This window comes from Chitinophagales bacterium (assembly GCA_017303835.1).
Classification (GTDB): Bacteria; Bacteroidota; Bacteroidia; order Chitinophagales; family Chitinophagaceae; genus JAFLBI01.
This window is the reverse complement of the sequence record JAFLBI010000001.1, coordinates 1,603,400-1,621,065: the sequence shown is the minus strand read 5'-3', so window position 1 is coordinate 1,621,065 and position 17,666 is coordinate 1,603,400. Positions and strand designations below refer to the sequence as shown.

General features: G+C 43.7%; 17 protein-coding genes. 8 read left to right on the top strand and 9 right to left on the bottom strand.

Translation table 11 applies throughout. The features are described from left to right. Nucleotides 1-2: 2 nt before the first annotated feature. From J0L83_07445 to dnaB, 3 genes are read right to left on the bottom strand one after another with little or no spacing between them, the layout of a single operon-like run. Nucleotides 3-701, bottom strand: coding sequence for a 16S rRNA (uracil(1498)-N(3))-methyltransferase (locus J0L83_07445; GenBank protein ID MBN8664387.1), 699 nt, complete (start codon nucleotides 699-701; stop codon nucleotides 3-5). 16 nt (nucleotides 702-717) lie between these two features. Then, a complete protein-coding gene (locus J0L83_07440) occupies nucleotides 718-2,034 on the bottom strand; it encodes an alpha/beta fold hydrolase (GenBank protein MBN8664386.1) in 1,317 nt (438 codons plus the stop codon). A gap of 50 nt (nucleotides 2,035-2,084) precedes the next feature. After that, nucleotides 2,085-3,653 (bottom strand): replicative DNA helicase, encoded by a 1,569-nt coding sequence (dnaB, locus tag J0L83_07435; GenBank protein ID MBN8664385.1) that lies wholly within the window; start codon nucleotides 3,651-3,653, stop codon nucleotides 2,085-2,087. 344 nt (nucleotides 3,654-3,997) lie between these two features. Here dnaB and J0L83_07430 point away from each other — a divergent pair, with 344 nt between their 5' ends. From J0L83_07430 to J0L83_07420, 3 genes are all read left to right on the top strand, one after another. After that, complete coding sequence (locus J0L83_07430) at nucleotides 3,998-6,418, top strand: phenylalanine--tRNA ligase subunit beta (GenBank protein MBN8664384.1); 2,421 nt, start codon at nucleotides 3,998-4,000, stop codon at nucleotides 6,416-6,418. A gap of 62 nt (nucleotides 6,419-6,480) precedes the next feature. Further along, complete coding sequence (locus J0L83_07425; GenBank protein ID MBN8664383.1) at nucleotides 6,481-6,771, top strand: hypothetical protein; 291 nt, start codon at nucleotides 6,481-6,483, stop codon at nucleotides 6,769-6,771. A gap of 1 nt (nucleotide 6,772) precedes the next feature. Next, a complete protein-coding gene (locus J0L83_07420; protein ID MBN8664382.1) occupies nucleotides 6,773-7,069 on the top strand; it encodes a cell division protein ZapA in 297 nt (98 codons plus the stop codon). Nucleotides 7,070-7,117: 48 nt separating this feature from the next. On the opposite strand, the gene J0L83_07415 is transcribed toward J0L83_07420, so the two are convergent. Further along, on the bottom strand, nucleotides 7,118-7,927 hold the full coding sequence (locus J0L83_07415) for a hypothetical protein (GenBank protein ID MBN8664381.1): 810 nt from the start codon (nucleotides 7,925-7,927) through the stop codon (nucleotides 7,118-7,120). Nucleotides 7,928-8,141: 214 nt separating this feature from the next. On the opposite strand from J0L83_07415, the gene rny reads away from it, so the two are divergent. The 5 genes from rny (at nucleotide 8,142) to J0L83_07390 (ending at nucleotide 13,009) form a co-directional block, all read left to right on the top strand. After that, nucleotides 8,142-9,707, top strand: coding sequence for a ribonuclease Y (gene rny / locus J0L83_07410; protein ID MBN8664380.1), 1,566 nt, complete (start codon nucleotides 8,142-8,144; stop codon nucleotides 9,705-9,707). An 83-nt stretch (nucleotides 9,708-9,790) separates the two neighbouring features. Then, nucleotides 9,791-10,141, top strand: a complete 351-nt coding sequence (gene rplS / locus J0L83_07405) for a 50S ribosomal protein L19 (GenBank protein ID MBN8664379.1) — start codon at nucleotides 9,791-9,793, stop codon at nucleotides 10,139-10,141. 122 nt (nucleotides 10,142-10,263) lie between these two features. Next, nucleotides 10,264-10,446 carry a twin-arginine translocase TatA/TatE family subunit gene (locus J0L83_07400; protein MBN8664378.1) on the top strand — a complete coding sequence of 61 codons (183 nt, stop codon included), beginning with the start codon at nucleotides 10,264-10,266 and terminating at the stop codon, nucleotides 10,444-10,446. A 28-nt stretch (nucleotides 10,447-10,474) separates the two neighbouring features. Further along, nucleotides 10,475-11,917 (top strand): Asp-tRNA(Asn)/Glu-tRNA(Gln) amidotransferase subunit GatA, encoded by a 1,443-nt coding sequence (gatA, locus tag J0L83_07395; GenBank protein ID MBN8664377.1) that lies wholly within the window; start codon nucleotides 10,475-10,477, stop codon nucleotides 11,915-11,917. Nucleotides 11,918-11,932: 15 nt separating this feature from the next. Beyond that, a complete protein-coding gene (locus J0L83_07390; protein MBN8664376.1) occupies nucleotides 11,933-13,009 on the top strand; it encodes a lytic transglycosylase domain-containing protein in 1,077 nt (358 codons plus the stop codon). Here the strand turns inward: J0L83_07390 and J0L83_07385 are convergent. From J0L83_07385 to J0L83_07365, 5 genes are all read right to left on the bottom strand, one after another. After that, complete coding sequence (locus J0L83_07385) at nucleotides 12,999-13,430, bottom strand: hypothetical protein (protein ID MBN8664375.1); 432 nt, start codon at nucleotides 13,428-13,430, stop codon at nucleotides 12,999-13,001. The genes J0L83_07390 and J0L83_07385 overlap by 11 nt on opposite strands. Beyond that, nucleotides 13,427-14,500: a cobalamin-dependent protein gene (locus J0L83_07380; protein MBN8664374.1), complete on the bottom strand. Its 1,074-nt coding sequence runs from the start codon at nucleotides 14,498-14,500 to the stop codon at nucleotides 13,427-13,429. Before J0L83_07380 ends, J0L83_07385 begins: the two co-directional genes overlap by 4 nt. 44 nt (nucleotides 14,501-14,544) lie before the next feature. Then, nucleotides 14,545-15,765, bottom strand: a complete 1,221-nt coding sequence (locus J0L83_07375; GenBank protein MBN8664373.1) for an anthranilate synthase component I family protein — start codon at nucleotides 15,763-15,765, stop codon at nucleotides 14,545-14,547. 63 nt (nucleotides 15,766-15,828) lie between these two features. Continuing rightward, on the bottom strand, nucleotides 15,829-16,227 hold the full coding sequence (locus J0L83_07370) for a hypothetical protein (GenBank protein MBN8664372.1): 399 nt from the start codon (nucleotides 16,225-16,227) through the stop codon (nucleotides 15,829-15,831). An 88-nt stretch (nucleotides 16,228-16,315) separates the two neighbouring features. Continuing rightward, nucleotides 16,316-17,578: an adenylosuccinate synthase gene (locus J0L83_07365; protein MBN8664371.1), complete on the bottom strand. Its 1,263-nt coding sequence runs from the start codon at nucleotides 17,576-17,578 to the stop codon at nucleotides 16,316-16,318. Between the last annotated feature and the right edge of the window lie 88 nt (nucleotides 17,579-17,666).

Sequence of the window (17,666 nt, the reverse complement as noted above, 5' to 3'; positions counted from 1 at the left end):
CATCAGAATTGCTGTAAAACCACAGCGGCGGTTAAAGCTGCGGTCTCCGTGCGTAAGCGGGTACTGCCCAAACTTACGGGTTGAAATCCGGCTGAAAGTGCAAGCTCAATTTCTGACTCGGTAAAATCGCCCTCAGGGCCAATCAGGATCAGGCTGTTTTCTGCAGCAAATGCATTGAGTGGTTTTTTTTCATTTGGTAAGCAATGTGCAATCAACTTGTTGCCTGTATAAGAAGCTTGAATGGTATCAGCAAATTTTGTAGGTGCGTCTAGTATGGGTAACCAGGCTTGCTGACTTTGCAGCATGGCAGCGATCAATATCTGTTGCCATCTTTCCTGCTTTACCACTTGTTTTTCGGTACGCTGGCAGATCAATGGTATGATGCGATGAATACCCAGTTCAGTTGCTTTTTCCAGAAACCATTCAATCCGGCTATTATTTTTTAAGGGTGAGACTGCAATTGCATGTTGCTTTTCAGGCATTGGTATTTGTGTTGCCGTTGCAACGCTTACCTGGCAATGTTTTTTATGTGCAAGTGTGATTGTTGCAGTAAACAAGCCACCTTGTCCGTTCGTAAGTTGAATTGTTTCACCTGCTTCCATGCGCAAGACCTGAACAGCATGTTTGCTGCTTTCCTCACTCAGTTCAAAACTGGTGTGATTGCTGCTGATCAGGGGTTCATAGAAATAAGGTGCTGCCATGGTGGAAATTTACGCATCATTCAAATACGGCTACCAATACACCTTCTTTACTCCTGCGTGCTGGAAGCACCAGCTTGCGTGTGTTGTAGTATAAAGCAATGGGTGCGGGTGGTGTTACTTTCTTTTTCACCTTGGTTTCCTTTGCGTTGATGAACATGTCTATACCTGAAAGGAAAGGGGTAGCACCAAAAGCAGGCAATCCATTGCCACTGGTTTGTTGATCTCCATCATCATACAAGAAAAAAGCAATGGCATTTTTCTTGGCAGGCGCGAAAGCATTTGTGGCGATTGAAACACCATTCACGGTGACACTGTCTCTTCCTGCAACCACCCCTCGGCTAGCAGAGAAAATAGCTACCGCTGCTTGCTGTTCGTCTTTGGGAACACCGCCCAGCAGAAAGGCCGTCATGCCACTCTTGGGTATTGCACGCAAGTACACAAGTGGGTTCTGTGCAATAAAAATATCGCGGAAATAATACACGGTACGCATGGCAGTATCTGCAGGCTTTAACACCATTTCATAACTGGTAAATGCTTTCGCTTTGAATGGTCCCCAGCGTCCGTTCACATCACTCACAAAAACAGTGTCTGCTTTTTTCTTCAAACGCTGACCAGTAAGGTGATTGATGGCGTAGATTTCAATCTTTGCTTTTTCTATTGGTTGATTGTCGCCAAACGTACAGGCTTTACCACTGATGACAAGATTTTCATGGTATTGTAAAGTCTTGATGGGTTTGAGTTGTTGCGGCTCGATGCTTTCATCCATGATGAAATGAATGACTGCGCGTGCTGTATTGCCATCGGTGACTAGTTGAAAATGATCTGCATGCGTAAACGCGATATTGATAGCACCATCAATATCACCCGCTTGTCGGGCAATCAAATCTGCAGATGAATAAATGTTCAGCATATCAATTCTTCTGCCGATGGTATTTTTTTGTTTGCTACTACCAATGTGTACATACTTAGCTACTTTTTTGGCGCGCTCTTTATCGCTACAATATTGATAGCTCAAACCACCACCTGCTGAGTGAGCAATTAAATGGACTTTGCTACTGTTGTTGCGTTTCATCACTGCATCAATAGTGCTGTCAAGGCGCTGGATATTTTTCTGTGCATCACCACCAATGGAGTTCCAATCAAAGACTTCCAATTGCTGGTGACAATAACCATTGGCCAGAAAATCCTGATAAAGAGAAGTCCAGTTATCACCACCGCCCAAAAAGCCATGGATGAAAATCACCGGCAGGTTTTTGTTATTACATGGGAATTGTTGCGCATGACTTGTCTGCACAAAAAAAGCTAAGCCTAAAATGATGAAGAGTGTACGCATAAGAAAAACGCCCCAATGTGGGGCGCTCAAAGTTATTGTTATTTGTACGATTAGAAGGGTGGTACTTCGTTATCCATGCCATCGTCGAACTCGCCACCATTCATCTTACTGCTCTGAATGAAGAAGCGACCGCCTTCATTACCTGCACCGGGTGTGGCTGATGGACCAACGGGTTTCCAGCTACCGGGACCGAGATTACCCGGACCTTCATCCCATTCATCGAATTTTTGAATGGCCAGATTGGCTTTGAACTTAATGGTTTCCAAGCCACCATTACGGTGCTTGGCAATACGTACGTGGGTTTCGCCCTTGGTACTTTCGCCCATTTCATTGGTACCAATTTCGTAGTATTCAGGACGATAAATGAACATCACCATATCCGCATCCTGTTCAATGGCACCCGATTCACGGAGGTCACTCAATTGCGGCATCTTGCTTTCCTTTCTGGTTTCTACTGCACGGCTCAACTGGCTCAATGCTATGATGGGGATATTCAATTCTTTGGCCAAGGCTTTTAGTGAACGAGAGATATTACTGATTTCCTGTTCACGGTTCATATTACGTTCGCCAGAGCCACTCATTAATTGCAGATAGTCGATGATGATTAAACCTACATTGTGTTTGTTCACCAATCGCCTGGCTTTGGCACGGAATTCAAAAATGTTCAAAGCCGCAGTATCATCAATATAGAGTGGGGCTTGTTCCAAGCGTTTGATACCCTTGGTATGCAATTGCTGGTATTCGTAATCTTCCAGTTTACCACGCGAAATTTTTTCCATTAGTATCTCACTCTCTGCACTCAGGATACGTTGTACCAACTGTGCAGCACTCATTTCCAAAGAGAAGAAACCAACAGGTGTAGGCTTTATCGGATTTAATGCCGCGTTACGTGCGAGGTTCAGCGCAAATGCAGTTTTACCCACGGCAGGACGTGCAGCGAGAATGATTAAGTCGGTACGCTGCCAGCCATAAGTCACACGATCCATAGAAGCAAAACCACTGGTAACACCGGAGATGTCTTCCTTGCGGTTACGCAGTTCATCAATACGGTTAATGGTTTTTGCCAATACATTACCAATATCCTCAAAGTTCTTCTTCAGGTAATTGTTGGTGATATTGAACATCTTACCCTCACTTTCATCCAGCAAATCGAATACATCGGTGCTGTCTTCATATGCATCGCCAATGATTTCACCGCTGATACGGATCAGTTCACGCTGTATGAATTTCTGCAACACAATACGTGCGTGGGCATCAATATTGGCAGTAGATACAACCGCATTGGTGAGCTTGGTAACATAGTAAGGGCCGCCCACCATATCCAGTTGCTCACGCATTTTCAGTTCCTCAACAACAGTAAGGATATCGATGGGCATGCTTTTTTGCTGCAGGCCCTGCATGGCTCGGTAAATAAGTTGGTTGGCTTCAACGTAAAAACATTCCGGCTTCAGGATTTCAGTAACTGTATCAAAAGCACTTTTCTCCAGCATGATGGCACCCAGTACGGCTTCTTCCAATTCCTTTGCCTGGGGCGGTACTTTACCATACACCATGGTACTAAGATCAACGCCTGCTTTTCTTCTCGTCTTTCTGTCTTTATTGAGTCCGGTAAGATCCATCTTCTTCAGCCTTTAGGGGTTTAGCACAATCTTCCACCGATGTTAAGCCAATGTTACGGCGAAAGGGATGCGAATATAAAGGGCAGACCACTCACCTGTGGCATTTGTGCTGGAAACTTAATAGCCAGCTCTTCACAACGTAATGCACATTTTTCGCTAAGGCTTATGAACAGGAGGAATGGTGCTTATCCACAAGCTACACTTTTTATGCAGCTTTTCTACACAGAGTAATGCACATGTCCTTTTTGGACGAGGAAACTGTTGAATCCTGCTTTTTGAAAGATTCTACATGCATTTCAACGGGTGCATTTGGTTATCTTTGGCGCCATTTAAGCGCAACCGAAATGACGATCAGCTATCATTGGTTAAGTGAATTTTTGCCCGAGCAGATAGAGCCGGAGCGGTTATCCCGCATCCTAACATCCATTGGATTGGAAGTGGAAAGTATGGAAGCTTATGAGAGCATCCGTGGCGGACTAAAGGGTGTAGTGATTGGTGAAGTGCTCACCTGCGAGCAACATCCCAATGCAGATAAGCTCAAAATTACCACTGTAAATATTGGTGCTGATGCGCCATTGCAGGTTGTTTGTGGCGCAGCAAATGTGGCTGCCGGACAAAAAGTGGCGGTAGCAACTGTTGGCACCACGATTTATCCAACAGAAGGCGAACCACTCACGATGAAAGTGGCCAAGATTCGAGGAGTAGAAAGTCATGGTATGATCTGCGCCGAAGATGAATTGGGTTTGGGTAGCAGTCACGCAGGTATTATGGTCTTACCGGATACTTTGGTGCCCGGTACACCAGCTGCGGAGTATTTTGAAGTCTATCAGGATTGGGTATATGAAATCGGCCTCACACCTAACCGTATGGATGCCATGAGTCATTTGGGAGTGGCACGCGATGTATGCGCTTATCTTACACACCATAACAAACAGGAGACCAGACCTAAGCAAACTTATGCGAATGGTTTCAAGGCAGATACAACCGATTTGCCCATTGCAGTGCGTATTGATAATCCGGAAGCTTGTGCTCGTTATGCGGGTGTAAGTATTTCTGGCGTTACTGTACAACCTTCACCAGCTTGGTTGAAAAACAAATTGCAAGCTATTGGTGTAAGACCAATCAACAATATAGTAGACGTTACGAATTATATCCTGCATGAAACTGGACAGCCCTTGCATGCTTTTGATGCTGCAGCTATCACCGGTAATCAGGTTATCGTGCGTTGTTTGGAAGAATGTACGGCTTTCATCACTTTAGATGATAAAGAAAGAAAGCTGAGTGCAGAGGATTTGATGATTTGCGATGGTAACAACACACCCATGTGTATCGGTGGTGTATTTGGTGGTGCTAAGAGCGGTGTGCAGGATACCACTACAGCAATCTTCTTAGAGAGTGCATGGTTTCATCCGGTAAGTATTCGTAAGAGTTCCATGAGACATGGATTACGTACAGATGCTGCCACACGTTTTGAAAAAGGCGTGGATATTTCTAATACAGTGAATGTGTTGAAGCGCGCTGCTTTATTGATCAAAGAGGTAGCGGGTGGTAATATCAGTTCAGATGTAGTGGATGTATATCCTACGCCAAAAGAAAAAACAGAAGTTGCACTGAAATATCATTTTCTGAAAAAGCTGAGTGGTAAGAATTATCACCCAGATGCAGTAAAGCGTATTCTTACCAGCTTAGGTTTTGAGATTGCGAAAGAGGGTATGGATGAGATTCGCCTCACCGTGCCGTATCATAAACCAGACATTAGTTTGCCTGCTGATATCGTAGAAGAGATTCTGCGTATAGATGGTTTAGATAGCATTGACATTCCTGTCAGCATCACTATTTCACCATCAGTGGAAGCACATGGCTGGAAAGAAAGCCTGAAAGAAAAGATTGCCGGTTATTTAACTGGTCAGGGTTTTCATGAGATACTCACCAACTCCATTACCAATAGCAAGTATTTTGATGAAGCCACATTGGGTACAACCGTGAAGATGCTCAATAACCTCAGTGCTGATCTGGATGTATTGAGACCATCCATGTTGCAAAGTGGGTTGGAGTGTATTGCATATAATATCAATCGTAAGAATACCAATCTGCAATTGTTTGAGTTTGGTAAGACCTATGCTACCAATGGTCCCGGCGACTACAGTGAAACAGCGCATCTGGCTGTTTACATCACTGGTAATAATCACGAAGACAATTGGCATGAGAAAGCGGCAGCCCATGATTTCTATCGTTTGAAAGGTTTGGCAGCTGCTATTCCTGCTTTAGCGGGCATCAGCGATGTTGCAGTGAAAGCAGCCGAGCAGGGTCATGATTTTGATTTGTGTGCAGGTAAGCAAGTGTTGGGTAAACTATCCATTGTTTCTGGTGCTGTATTGAAGGGCTTTGATATTCGTCAGCAAGTGTATTTCCTGGATATTGATTTGGCCCTGCTGTTCAAGCTGGCTGCTAAGCACAAAATCACTTATGCAGAAGTATCCAAATTCCCAGCGGTACAGCGCGATTTAGCCATGGTGGTGAATCGTTCAACGACCTATGCTGCATTGGAGCAGGTAGTGAAGCAAACCAAGATTAGCCGTCTGACCGACATGCGTTTATTTGATGTGTTTGAAAGCGATAAGCTGGGTGCAGATAAAAAATCTATGGCCATTAGTTTTACTTTCTTAGATGAAGAAAAAACCATGACCGATAAAGAGATTGATACAATGGTAGGCAAACTGATTCAGGCTTTTGAAAAAGAGCTGGGTGCAGAAATCCGTAAATAGGGATGTGCATAAGTATACACCCGTTAAAATAGTCTGGCCGCCTTGAATAGTTATTTTTAAGTATGGAGTTGATCCAGTCGAAAATACAGGAGATACAAGAGAAGCTGCAAGAGTTATTGCGCAAGCAACAGCAATTGGAGAAGGATAATCAGCGACTCCAGAAAGAACTGACTGCTGCGCAGGAACAATTGAGCAGCAAGTCCGCAGCACTGCAAGCCATGCAACAGCAATCTGATGCTTTGCGCATGGGGCAGGTTTCCTGGACACAGGAAGACAAGCAGGCCATGCAGAAACGCATTGATGCTTACCTGAAAGAAATTGATCAATGTTTATCATTACTCAACCAACATTGATATGGCAGAACTGATACCTGTAAATGTGGTGATTGCAGATAGAAACTACCGCCTGCGTATTGAACCTGCAGACGAGGAAATGGTGCGTAAAACAGTGAAGCTCATCAACGATAAAATCCTCGAATTCAAAACCAATTTCGCAGGCAAGGATATGCAGGATTATGTGTCAATGGTTTTGCTGTGGTTTGCCACAGAGCAACACAGTTCCGGTGGTGTGATGCCTGAGTTAGAGCGACAAGAAATTCTGGAAGGCTTATCCAAACTAGACGGATTGCTTACAAAAGCATTACAAGCATAAACAAAATAATCCCGCAACTGCGGGATTATTTATTGGGAAAAGTTCAACTTATAATTTCTTACCAGTAATGGTGCTGGTTGTCTTAATGGTCATAGGCACTGACTGTCCCATTACGTTAATTGTTCCATCTGTTGTTGTCTCAGTGGAAGCGCTTAACATGAAGCCCGATGCAACATCAACAGTTGCGTTACCAGTAGTGGTCATCTTCAAGGTCATCAACATATCCATACCCATTTGATTCACCGTATTTGTTTTATTAGCAGTGATGTTCATTTTTAGTGCTACTTCTTTTCCGTTAACAGAAACAACTGTATAGTTTGCAATTGTTTTATTATCGCCATCGGCTCCTGTTATAGAAAAACTATCGCCAGCTTTTATGCCAGCGGGTATTGCAATAAAGCCTGGCATGGCTTCACCTTTTGCAACATCACCAGCCATATTCATCATGGCGTTTCCTGTCATTTTCGGTGCTTCAGCAATTGTTCCGGAAGGGTTCAGCACAAAGTTGAGTGGAGTGTTGATGATTCCCTTCATCTGGCTGCCGACAGGGCCATTCAGATCTTCTGGCTTGTTGGAGTCAAAATCCATGCTTTGTCCCATGCCAGAAAAAGATGACTTTAACTGTTTGGCAGTTTTACTCAGGGTAATGTTCTTGTCGTTAACATCTACCACCTCAATTTCATCAACAGCGGTAATATCTGTATTCATTTCTAAAGACTGGCCCATCATCTGTTGATTCATGGCAGTCTTTGTAATGGTTGTTGTTTGGAATTTCTGTCCCTTTGCCAATTTCAGCTCTTGGGCCTGGATATTGGTGAAGAATGCACCTGCTAGTAACAGTAAAAAGGCTTTTCGCATAAGATTCGTTTTGCCAAATATCAAGGGTAAAAGCATGTCATCCAAAACAAGAATAAACAGGTTATGTATCCTGTCAAAGCAAGCATTCTTGCTTTTTAGTGGGAGGGCCGGCCGGAGGGGATGGTCAAATTAATTATATTTGCCCATTACTGTTCATGCCATATGGAATGTGCACGAGTAGATATTGTGAATTTTTCTAAAAACCAGCAAATCAATGGATCCCATCATTATAGCCGTGATCAGCGGCGTTGTCGCACTCATCGCAGGTGTTGTAGCGGGTAAATTTCTCTTTGCCAAAGACACCAAAAAAAGGATAGAAGAGGCTGAATTACAGGCTCAAACAATCATCAAAGAGGCAGGCATCCGTGCTGAAACCATCAAAAAGGAGAAGCAACTGGAAGCCAAAGAGCGTTTTGTGCAGTTGAAGGCCGAGCACGACCGCGAGGTAAATGATCGCAATAGAAAGATCAACGAAGCCGAAAATCGTATCAAGCAAAAAGAAGTTTCCATCAATCAGAAAGAAGCTTCTCTGGACAAGCAAATCAAGGAAAACGAAGCCATCAAAGAAAACCTGAACCGCCAGCTGGAAGTTGTGGCACACAAACGCACTGAGCTGGAAAAGCATCAGGAAGAGCATATTCGCCGACTGGAAAAGATTGCCAACCTAAGTGCTGAAGATGCGCGTGCTCAGCTGATTGAAAGCTTGAAGCAGGAAGCGGCTACCCGTGCCTTGGCTTTACAGCAGGAAATCATTGAAGACGCCCGCCAGAAAGCCAATAAGGAAGCGCGTAAGATTGTGATTCAAACCATTCAGCGTACTGCTGCAGAGCAGACGATTGAAAATACAGTGACTGTATTCCATCTGGAAACAGATGAAATCAAAGGCCAGATCATCGGTCGAGAAGGCCGTAATATCCGCGCCATCGAAGCAGCAACCGGTGTTGACTTGATTGTGGATGATACTCCTGAAGCGATTGTATTGTCTTCATTCGATCCATTGCGTCGTGAAATTGCTCGCTTGAGCTTGCAAAGACTGGTTGCCGATGGTCGTATCCACCCTGCCCGTATTGAGGAAGTGGTAGAAAAGACCCGTAAGCAATTAGAAGAGCAGGTGATGGAAATCGGTGAAAGAACCGTAATCGAACTGGGTATTCATGGTCTGCATAAGGAGCTGGTGCGTGTGGTTGGTAAAATGCGTTTCCGTTCTTCTTACGGACAAAACCTGCTGATGCATAGCCGTGAAGTAGCCAATTTGTGCGGTATCATGGCAGCTGAATTAGGCCTCAATCCTAAATTGGCCAAACGTGCAGGTCTCTTACACGATATTGGTAAAGTGCCTGATGAAGAAACCGAGCTGAGCCATGCTTTGTTGGGTGCTAAACTGGCTGAGAAATACGGGGAAAACCCTGCAGTGGTGAATGCCATCGGCGCCCACCACGATGAAATGGAAATGCAATATGTGATTTCACCCATCATTCAGGCCTGTGACGCCATCAGTGGTGCCAGACCGGGTGCTCGTCGCGAAATCATGCAGCAATATATCCAGCGTATCAAGGATCTGGAGAACTTAGCCCTTGGTTATCAAGGTGTTGAAAAGGCATATGCCATCCAGGCTGGTCGTGAATTACGTGTAATCGTGGAAGCAGAGAAAGTAACGGATGGAGATAGCGATAAGCTGAGCTTTGATATTGCCCAGAAAATCCAGACAGAAATGACTTATCCGGGACAGATCAAAGTAACCGTGATTCGCGAGAAGCGTGCGGTGAACGTGGCCCGATAGAAAAAATTCTATTGGAGATTGTGTAATTCCGATTTTTAACCTACTTTTGCCGTCCCGAAAAAATCGGGCTAAAAACTTGAGTTATGAACGCAGCAGTTCAATTTGTACACGAGCAGTTAACAGCTAAGAGAGACTTTCCAAAGTTCAAGGCTGGTGATAATATTACTGTAAACTACAAGATTGTAGAAGGTGGTAAAGAGCGTATCCAGAGCTTCCGCGGCGATGTAATTAAGCTCCAGGGCAACGGTGCTACCGCTTCTTTCACAGTGCGTAAGATTTCTGATGGTGTGGGTGTTGAGCGTTTGTTCCCCTTCCTGTCTCCTAATATCGAGTCTATCCAGCTGAACAAAGTTGGTAAGGTTCGTCGCGCTAAGCTGTACTACCTCCGCGAGCGTAGCGGTAAGAGCGCACGTATCAAGGAAAAGCGTATGTAATCCGCAATGGATGTATCATATTGAAGGCAGAACCATGTTCTGCCTTTTTTTATGTTCTCTATATTCGGAATGCGTATTATTAGCTTGAAAAACACTTACTTTGTAGCTCTTAAAATATTTCTATGGGCAGTTTAGGCACTACTGAGATCATTATCATTGTACTGGCCGTTCTTATTCTTTTCGGTGGAAGAAAGATTCCTGAATTCATGAAAGGTTTGGGTAAGGGTATCCGCGAATTCAACGATGCAAAAAACAACGTGAAGCGCGAGATCGAAGAAGGCATGAAAGAGAAAGACAAGCAGTAATTGAGCGATTGATCAACCCCCTTAGCCTTTGTTCCGTTTTACAACCATCAAAGACTATCATTCAGACTTATTGAACGGCCTCACCACTTGCGTGGAGGCCGTTCAGCATTATCTGCATACCTGTAGTAATCAAGCATCACTCAATGCTTGGCTGGAATTGTTTCCTGAGGAAGCACTGGCCAGTGCTGCAGTATTAGATGCAGAACGGATTGCAGGCAAGCCATTGAAGCCCTTACATGGCGTAGTTATTGGCATTAAAGATGTATTGGCATATCAGGGACATTCAATGTCTGCTGCATCCAAGATTTTGAAGCAATATACTGCTGTGTACAACGCTACTGCAGTAGTAAGGCTGCTTGAAGCCGGTGCCATTATTCTTGGCCGACAAAACTGCGATGAATTTGCCATGGGCAGCAGCAATGAACACTCTGCTTTTGGTGCGGTCAGGAATGCGCTGGATACCAATCGTGTGCCTGGAGGTTCTTCAGGAGGCTCTGCAGTAGCGGTTCAAGCGGATATGTGTATGCTGAGTTTGGGCAGTGATACCGGTGGGTCTGTTCGCCAGCCAGCAGATTTCTGTGGCATCATTGGTATGAAACCCAGCTATGGACGTATTTCTCGCTACGGACTCATTGCTTATGCATCTTCTTTTGACCAGATTGGCATTTTCGCTAAGCAGATTGAAGATGTAGCGCTTGCCTTAGAAGTAATAGCAGGCGAAGATGCATTTGATAGTACAGTTTCCGCACAGCCGGTACCTGCTTATTCAGTAGAAATTGAGTCCAAATCAGACCAACCCATGCGGCTGGCCTACAGTCCGCAAATGCTGCAACACCCCGGTTTAGACCCAGTAATTCGGGAAGGAATGGAGGCGTTTATCAAAAATTTAACAGCCCAAGGTCATATCGTAGAACCTGTTGATTTTGAACTACTTGAGTACATTGTTCCTACTTACTATATTTTAACAACTGCGGAGGCTTCCAGCAATCTTTCGCGCTATGATGGGGTTAGGTTTGGGCATCGTTCGGATGTTTCAACTGATGATTTGACAGACCTGTATAAGCGTTCCAGATCTGAAGGTTTTGGCAAAGAGGTGAAGAAGCGTATCCTGCTTGGTACCTTTGTGCTGAGTGAGGGCTATTTCGATGCTTATTTTACTAAGGCTCAGCAAGTTAGAAGATTGCTGACCGATCAAATACAGCAGGTATTTACCCAATATGATGGCTTCATCAGCCCCACTGTTCCATCTACTGCCTGGGCTTTTGGCGAAAAGAGCCAAGACCCGGTAGAAATGTACCTGGCTGACATTTATACAGTGCTGGCCAACCTGGTGGGTTGCCCTGCTGTTTCCCTGCCATTGTTCCAACACCCCAATGGGCTGCCCTATGGGCTCCAACTCATGACTTCTCCTTTCAGCGAGGTATCTTTGCTCCGCCTTTCCAAAAAGCTTCTTGAGCTCGCCGGAAAGTAAAAGGTCAAGTTATCTATGCGTTGGTTTGGTATCAGTATCAATAGTTCTGTAAGCGTGGCCAGGGTTTCTCTGGTGGCTTTTGCCTTTGTGGCCGGAGCTGTAGGTACTATGTCCTTTCGTGAAGGCATGGATCCTTTATTTGGACGTATTGGGAAAGATACATCTGATCTAAGCAACGATAAAACGGCGTTCAAAAGCCTCTTTACAAATAATCGTTTTGATCCAAGTAGTCCGTACAGCGCACAACTCAATCCAAGAGCTATCGGATTTGTACAGGATTATATTCGAAAGCAAGGTAAGGAAATGGAGCGCATGAAAACCTGGGGTAAGCCTTATTTCGACTTATACGATAATATCCTCTCACAATATGGTCTGCCCAAGGAAATGAAGTACTTGAGTGTGATTGAAAGCCATCTCAAGCCTGGCTTGGTGTCATGGGCCGGAGCAGCTGGTCCCTGGCAGTTAATGCCTTATGAGGCGAGACGCTTTGGTTTAAGAACAGGCGGTATGCTGGATGAACGTACCGATTATTACAAGAGCACCCATGCTGCAGCAAGACTAATCAAGGAATTGTATACAGAGTTTGGCGATTGGTTACTGGTGGTTGCCGCGTATAATGGCGGTGCCGGACGCGTAAAGAATGCCATCAAGAAAACGGGTAGTCGTGATTTCTGGGATTTGCAATACTATTTACCTGAAGAAACCAGAACCCACGTAAAGAAATTTATCGCTACGCATTTCATCTTTGAGGGTAGTGGTGGCTGGACGACAATGACGGCTGAAGAAACGGAATTACACAAAGCTAGTTTGGCTAAAATGGATGCTGCGGAACAATTGACTGCAGAAGAAATGGCCAATACAGCCGTGGTGGAAGTAAGCGGTCGTTATCATTCTGTAGTTGTTTCCAATCAATTGCTCATGGATATTCAGCAATTCAATAAATGGAATCCCGGCTTTGATAAAACTTTAGCAGAAGGTAAAAAATACCCCATGCGTTTAAGCAAAGAACGTGCTGTGGTATTTGAAGCAAGAAAAGGACAGATACTGATTGAATCTGTACGTGCTTTATTAGAAGGCCGAATCAATGGCTGATTTGTTGTTTCGCCAGCTGAGCTTTTAACTGTGTATTCTCTTTCACCAATTCCCTGATCTGATTCGATTGATCATTATTGATCTGCATCATTTCATCAAACAAGGCAAGGTCGTAATGCATTTTTCTAGACGAGCCTATGATGATGATTTTGTTGAATACACGGAAGCCCGATAAAACCATCCAAACAATAGCTTTGCCATTTTTTACCTGCAATTCCCAGTCGATACTTACCCCATCAGTATCTACTTGTTGTAATAGCTCTGCAGCTTTTGATACACTGGCTTCAGCAATCAGATCTTGAAGATATACTGGAGACTGCTGATCAAAATCCATCGTGATAGATGTTTTCAGCACAGATAAAACCTTGCCATCATGTTCACATTCCAGACAAAAGTCTACATATGGTACAGTATGTTTCATGCAAGCGCAGTTGTACAAATTAAATTGGCAACAGCTACAGCTTCTTGTGCATTGCCTGCATAGGCATCTGCGCCCACGTTTTTCCAGAGCCCTGTTCCAATATTAAAAGGGTTTCCCCCGACGATGATTTTGGTGTTTTTACTTGACTCAAATGACCGTATTTTTTTGATTGTTGATCTTACACGATCCAGATGAAAAGTCATGGTAGTGGAAATAGCAATGATGTCGAAGTGTTGTTGTTCTATCATATCTACTACTGCCTGTTCTGGTGTATTGGCACCTAAGAAGCAAGTGTCCCATCCATCCAGTTCAAAAAAATCTGCTACCATACGCAAACCAAGTTCATGCAGTTCGCCAGAAGTACAGCAAGCAAGCATGTGCATCTGCTTTTTGGGAGTACTGAAGATTTGTGGCAATAAACTGCACATGATTTGTTGTGTTACTGCCGTACAATAATGTTCCTGTGCAACCGACAGTTTGTTTTCCTGCCATCGTTGGCCAATTTCATACTGGGCAGCCTGGAAAACATGCAAGTAAATATCCTGAAGGCTATACTTTTTGTTTACTAATGCATGTATGTATGAATAAGCGGCATGGCGTTCCTGATTCAGCAATAAATGCAGATAATGTTTACGTTCATGCTGCATTGCCGAATGTTGGAGTATGTCTGGTGTATCCTGTTTTATCTGTCTTTTTAAGATATCAACCGCTTCTTCCAGATACAGACTGGCTAAACTATATTCTTCATCGTTCAGGAATTGTCTAAGCACATTCTTGATGCAGCTTAAATTATCTATGAGTTCTTTGGTCGGAATATGCCTGCTGGTTAAGACGCTATTTATCCAATGGACATAATGGGTGAACAGGTTTTTATCGTATGCTTGTAAAGCTTCATACAAGTATTGCAGGTGATAATGAATATCCTCCAGATATTTTTCCCTCAATGTACCTGTGTACTTCAGCTCAAGTTCAGGATAAAGCAGACATTGTAATTGCCAAGCGTTATTGGCAATTTCTTGTTGCCGGTTTAGGATGGTTTTACTGATATGCGTTGGACTGTCTAAGGGCATTACTTATTCTACAACAAGTAATTTACGATTTTTTCCTTTGTTATTCAGCTTAGTGCAACGGACATGGCTTCAGCCTTTAACAAGCATTCTTGAAATTCATTTTCTGGATTGCAATAGTAGGTAATGCCACTCCCAACATGGTAGCTGATATGCTGTTTGGTGGCATTATAGACGATACTTCTGATCACTACATTGAAGTCAAAATCGCCATTGGGCGAAATATAGCCGATGGTGCCGGAATACAATCCTCTCGGAACAGGCTCATATCGATCAATGAGGTTGATCACACTTTCCTTTGGTGCACCTGTCATGCTGCCCATGGGAAATAGGGCTTTCAGGATATCCGAAAAAACTAGTGAAGGTTTTATGCGGCCCTCAATGGTAGAAATCATTTGGTGCACCTGCGGGAAACTATAAATGCCAAAGAGTTCAGTTACCTGCACAGATCCCGGTTGGCATACTCGGCTTAAGTCGTTCCGCACCAGATCAACAACCATAACATTTTCACTGCGTTCCTTAGGATCCTCTTGCAATGTTTTTTTCAATTGTTCATCCTGCTCAGCATCTACCAGGTTTCTTTTAAATGTGCCTTTAATAGGCTGAGAGATTAACGTGCTTCCATCCTTCTTAATAAACCTTTCCGGGCTGGCGCAAAGCAGGTATTTAGCATCATTGCGATAGAATGCTGCAAAGGGCGTTGGTGAAACCAAACTGAGTTGGTGGTATACTTGAATGGGATCAATGGATGTGCCTGTTGCAGAAAACTGCTGACAATAATTGATCTCATAGCAATCACCTCTGCTGATATGCGCTTTTAATGCCTGAATGGCATCAATATAGGCTTGCTTTGATAAAGCCGGCGTTAGTTGTACAGGAGTACTTTTGGTAGATGCTGTAGGAGTGCTGGTTTGTATCGAATGTAGGATCTCATCAATAGGCAGTGAATCACTGAAAATGTTGAGACCATCATCGCTACATTCAATAAGTATCTCAGGACAAAAGAATTCAGCCAGTGGAAAACCAATAAAGGTTTCAGGCCTTGGTGTCTTGCCCATTAATACGTGGCCATATTCATAACTGATATGACCAAATATCCATTTGCCTTGATGTGCTTGTATGAAGGTGTCAAGTGACTGATGACTGTCTGGTAAACAACGCGCTGTTGCGCCTACTGCCAATAACCATTCTTTGGATTGGTGTGGTGATGCATAGCCATGGTTATCCAGTAAAACACAAATGTTGAACCGGGAGGCCCAATTCAACATTTGCGATTTTTCAATACGATGTTCATCCGGTGCAAAACCGGCTGAGTATTTCATGGTTCTAATTTAGAAGTCATCATCATCATCATCGAATCCACCCTTGTCATTGAACAAGTCGAATTCCTTAAAGTCCTCATCAAGACCTAAATCATCGTCATCTTCTTTCTTCTTGCCGCCAGTTGCTTTTTTGGTACGGCTCTTGGGTATATCGAATTCATCGAAGTCGGGATCCCAGTTGTCTTCTTCGTCAACTTTTTCCCAATCATCGTCTACATCATCCAGCTCTTCTTCCTCATCATCATCAGATTTTTTAGAAGACTTGCGAACAGGAGTTTCCTCCATATCCTCATCATCTTCCAGCTCATCATCTTCCTGATGCTTTTTCTTGCTGGATGCTTTCACTTCTTTCTCTTCTGTCTGCTTCGGGGTAGTGGATTTTGATCCCTTACTAGATTTCGCTGCCATATTCTAATAAGATTAGCGGTGTAAAATTTCAAATGAAACCATTACGAACCAAAAAAATTTTTGTTCATCAAATGCAGTGCCAGTTCTGTTACAATGTAACAATCTGATCTCTGCCCGGTCCATTGGATACATATTTCACTGGAGCACCGATAGATGCATTGATGAAATCAATATATGTATGCATGGTAGCAGGCAACTCAGTTGCTGTTCTCATTTTTGTTGTATCTGTGTTCCAACCCTGGAATTGCTGGTAAACTGGCTCTGGTAATGTCTTTGCCATCTGGAATGGTACTTCTTTCGTTTCTTTTCCATTTACCTGATAAGCAGTACATACCTGCAAATCTGCAAAACTATCCAGTACATCTGCTTTCGTCATGATCACTTTTGTTACACCATTGATCATACAGGTGTATTTCAGTGCTACCAGATCAATCCAACCGCAACGGCGTGGTCTGCCGGTTGTTGCACCAAACTCATTACCAATTTTTCTTAGCTCTTCACCTGTTGCATCGTGCAATTCAGTAGGGAAGGGACCACTACCTACTCTGGTACAATAGGCTTTGGTAACACCCATTACTTCATTGATCTTTTGTGGAGCTACACCTAAACCGGTACAAACACCAGCAGAAATCGTATTCGATGAGGTTACAAATGGGAAAGTACCGAAGTCGATATCCAGCATACTGCCTTGAGCGCCTTCAGCCAACACTTTCTTTCCATTGCTGATGTGGTTATTGATAAAGTATTCACCATTCACCACATTCAAAGTTCTCAGGAACTCGAGTGCATCGAAGAACTCTTCTTCCCAAGCTGAGATATCTTCTATGAAATGGAAATTGTCCAGCAATTTCTGGTGTTTCATACGCAGCTTGATGTACTGTGTAGTGAAATGGCGATCCAGCAGATCACCAACTCGCAAAGCGTTTCTGCCGGTTTTATCCATATAAGATGGTCCGATACCTTTTAAAGTGGAACCAATCTTGCTTTCACCTTTTGACATTTCAGAAGCTTTATCCAAAGCACGGTGCGTAGGCACAATGATATTGGTACGTTCAGAAATGAAAAGATTCTTTTTTACATCTATGCCGAAAGCAGCAACTGCTTCGCATTCTCTTTTCAGTGTAACCGGGTCAAGTACTACACCGTTACCAATGAGGTTGATGGTGTTCTGGTGAAAAATACCGGAAGGAATCTGGTGCAATACAATTTTCTTGTCTTGCACATATAAAGTGTGTCCTGCGTTGGGACCGCCCTGAAAACGAGCGATGATATCATACTGTGGTGCAAAATAGTCAACTATCTTGCCCTTGCCCTCATCACCCCACTGCAAGCCGAGAATTACGTCTACCATAAGTTTAGTTTGAACGCGGCAAAAATACACCTTGCAGGTAACCAAATACCCCTGTGTAAAAATTAATTATACAGCAATGCTGTGAAGA